Consider the following 2,884-nt stretch of genomic DNA (forward strand, 5'->3'; position numbering starts at 1 on the left):
AAAACGACGCTCAGGATGTTTAGCTAATAATGATTGAAGTAATGGGCGAGATAAAGTGTCGTTGACTTGTGGTTGAGCCGCTCTTTCAGCACATAAAAATTCACGCGCATCTAACCACACGCTAGGTAAGCCTTGCTCTGTCAGCAAATTCGCCATTAATCTTGCAGACCAAATTTCACCGTGGCCGACAACTTCTGCATAAGTTGCGTCTGTAATCGGTTTATCCAACAAATAACTTAAACGTTCAAGATCCGCAATAAAGGCTTGAGAAAGTAATTCTGCATTCTCTTTTGAAAGTAACCCTTCAATTAAGGATAACTGGTAACGGCGCAAAGTTTGCTGAACTTGATGGGCAGAAATACGATCACTTTGGCTCAGTTTCAGCCAGCTAATCAACTGATTCGTCGTCGAACCCGCCGCAGAAACCACCATTAAGTCATTAGGTTGGCTATAGTTCGTCATGATATTCACGACACGTTGATAACATTTTATGTCCGCAAGACTGCTACCACCGAATTTATGTAACTGACGGCAAATCGGCTCCGCCTGTTGTTTAATCGCCACTACGCTCATGATCCATGGTTACCTTTTAGTTGCTGCATCAAACGCACTTTGCAAATCGTTGATTAAATCCTGACTATCTTCAATACCCACTGAGATGCGAAGTAATGAGGGGCTGATCCCTGCTATTCTTTTCGCTTCTTCTGACATACCTGCATGTGTCATGGTGGCAGGGTGACAAATTAATGTCTCTACCCCACCTAAAGATTCTGCCAGTGTAAAGAGTGTTAATTGAGATAAAAAGAGTTTAATCACATCCAGCCCTCCTTTTAACTCAAAACTTAACATCGCACCAAAACCTTGTTGCTGTTTTTTTGCTATTTGATGGCCAGCATGATTTTCCAGTGCGGGGTAATACATTTTTTCGACTAATGGCTGAGCTTGTAAAAACGCCACTAGTGCCTGTGCATTTTCTTGCTGAAGTCGAATTCGAGGCACTAATGTTCTTATACCTCGTAATAATAAATAGCTATCAAATGCACCCGATGTGACACCAATATTATTCGCCCACCAGCTTAGCTCCTCAAGCTGTTTCTGACACTGACAGATAACAACACCTGCAACAATATCTGAGTGTCCATTGAGATATTTTGTACATGAGTGAACAACAATATCAGCGCCTAATGCTAACGGTTTTTGCAAAACAGGGCTCATAAACGTGTTATCAGCAACCACTAAAGCACCTTGTTGATGAGCAAGTTTACTGATCTTTTGAATATCCGTTATTCTTAAAAGAGGATTACTTGGTGTTTCGATAAAAACAAGTTTAGGCTGATGTGCTAAAGCCCGTTTAAGTGCAATATCATCATTTTGATCAACAAAAATCACACGGTAAGCACCACGCGCTTGTTGGCTATTAAAAAGGCGATAACTTCCCCCATAGCAATCATGAGGTGCCACAATCACATCACCAGGTTTTAGAAAAACGGTACAAATTAAATGAATTGCTGACATTCCACTGCTAGTGACAACCGCGCCCACTCCACCTTCTAGCTCAGCTAATGTTTTTTGTACCATATCGCGTGTTGGATTACCTCGACGAGAATAATCATGATCACGAGGCTGATTAAATTCTAAAAAATTATAGGTACTAGAAAGATAGATAGGCGGTACAACACAACCAAATTGTGTGTCTTCATTCAGCCCATTATGGATAGCCATTGTTGCTGTTTTCTTCGTCATACAGGCACCTTGTCACAGCGATAAGTGGAAAAGTCGATAACAGCATATCTAATTAGACACCAAGACGTCAACACATCTAGACATCTATACTCCTTTACGGATAGATTAAGTAATGGAATAATACATAAATTGAAAATATCGCCAGTAACCGTTACTTTTCCTCTCACCTTCAGCCAGAAGAGTCGGTGGTTTTAGAAAAGTCATGATAAACTGGTATTGCCCATCAGAATGTGGGTTAACCCCCTCTTCTGACTTCAACTAAATGATATTAATTAAGGTAATCCATGGCTGAATGGAACGGTGAATATATCAGTCCTTACGCTGAGCATGGCAAAAAGAGTGAGCAAGTTAAAAAAATTACAGTTTCAATTCCATTGAAAGTGCTAAAAATTTTGACTGATGAACGCACTCGCCGTCAGGTTAATAACCTAAAACATGCAACCAATAGTGAATTATTGTGTGAAGCATTTTTGCACGCATTTACCGGACAGCCTCTCCCCAATGATGAAGACTTACGTAAAGAACGTAACGATGAAATCCCTGAAGAGGCAAAAGAAATAATGCGCCAGCGCGGGGTTGATCCCGATACTTGGGAATATTGATCAGAAATTATTTTTGATAGCAAAAATATAACCAGAAGCCCAAAACCAACACTTTGGGCTTCAATTTGTGCATTACGCTAGACGAGAGATACGCGAACTCGCTTCATCCAGATGATTGCGTAACGCGTTAAGGCAGGGAGAAAAATTGTTAGAAAGAGCATGACAATAAGTAAGCAAAGTATAAAACTGCTCTGCGAGTGCTAAACTCTCCCGCCAAATTTCACTGCTGATCCCATCAAGTAATGTCGCCGGTCGCAGTGTGTTGACTATTTCTCCTCCTACTTTAGGCGCAAATCCCATTGGTAGAATATCGTAAGCAGGCGCAAGCGCATATGGTCGGCCATGGCGACTAATAAACGATAAATTGCCATGGTGCATATCAGTATTTCCAATCAACATACCAAATGCCCAACGTCGCATTGTACTTACCGAGGCATCAGTCTGAACCTGTTTTTGCTCAATTAACGCATCAACTAACACAGGCCATGGCTCTCTTGCTCGCCCGACAAACTGCGCCTCTAATGCTTGTAAAGAAAAAA

The 2,884-nt window shown here is 41.3% G+C and carries 4 protein-coding genes; 1 reads left to right on the forward strand and 3 read right to left on the reverse strand.

Translation table 11 applies throughout. From position 1 onward, the window contains the following. On the reverse strand, positions 1 to 573 hold a 573-nt coding region (locus BHE89_RS13820), incomplete at its 3' end, for an amino acid kinase family protein (protein WP_458694224.1). A 9-nt stretch (positions 574 to 582) separates the two neighbouring features. Continuing rightward, positions 583 to 1,743 (reverse strand): cystathionine gamma-synthase, encoded by a 1,161-nt coding sequence (metB, locus tag BHE89_RS13825; protein ID WP_069366833.1) that lies wholly within the window; start codon positions 1,741 to 1,743, stop codon positions 583 to 585. 284 nt (positions 1,744 to 2,027) lie between these two features. Here metB and metJ point away from each other — a divergent pair, with 284 nt between their 5' ends. Then, the gene (metJ, locus tag BHE89_RS13830) at positions 2,028 to 2,345 is read left to right on the forward strand and encodes a met regulon transcriptional regulator MetJ (RefSeq protein ID WP_006534139.1); all 318 of its coding nucleotides are present in this window, start codon (positions 2,028 to 2,030) and stop codon (positions 2,343 to 2,345) included. Between the two features lie 72 nt (positions 2,346 to 2,417). Here metJ and BHE89_RS13835 read toward each other — a convergent pair. After that, a partial coding sequence (locus tag BHE89_RS13835; RefSeq protein ID WP_171742504.1) for a HipA domain-containing protein occupies positions 2,418 to 2,884 on the reverse strand: 467 nt, incomplete at its 5' end.

The sequence above is a fragment of the Shigella sp. FC1967 genome, from assembly GCF_001743005.1.
Taxonomy (GTDB): domain Bacteria; phylum Pseudomonadota; class Gammaproteobacteria; order Enterobacterales; family Enterobacteriaceae; genus Proteus.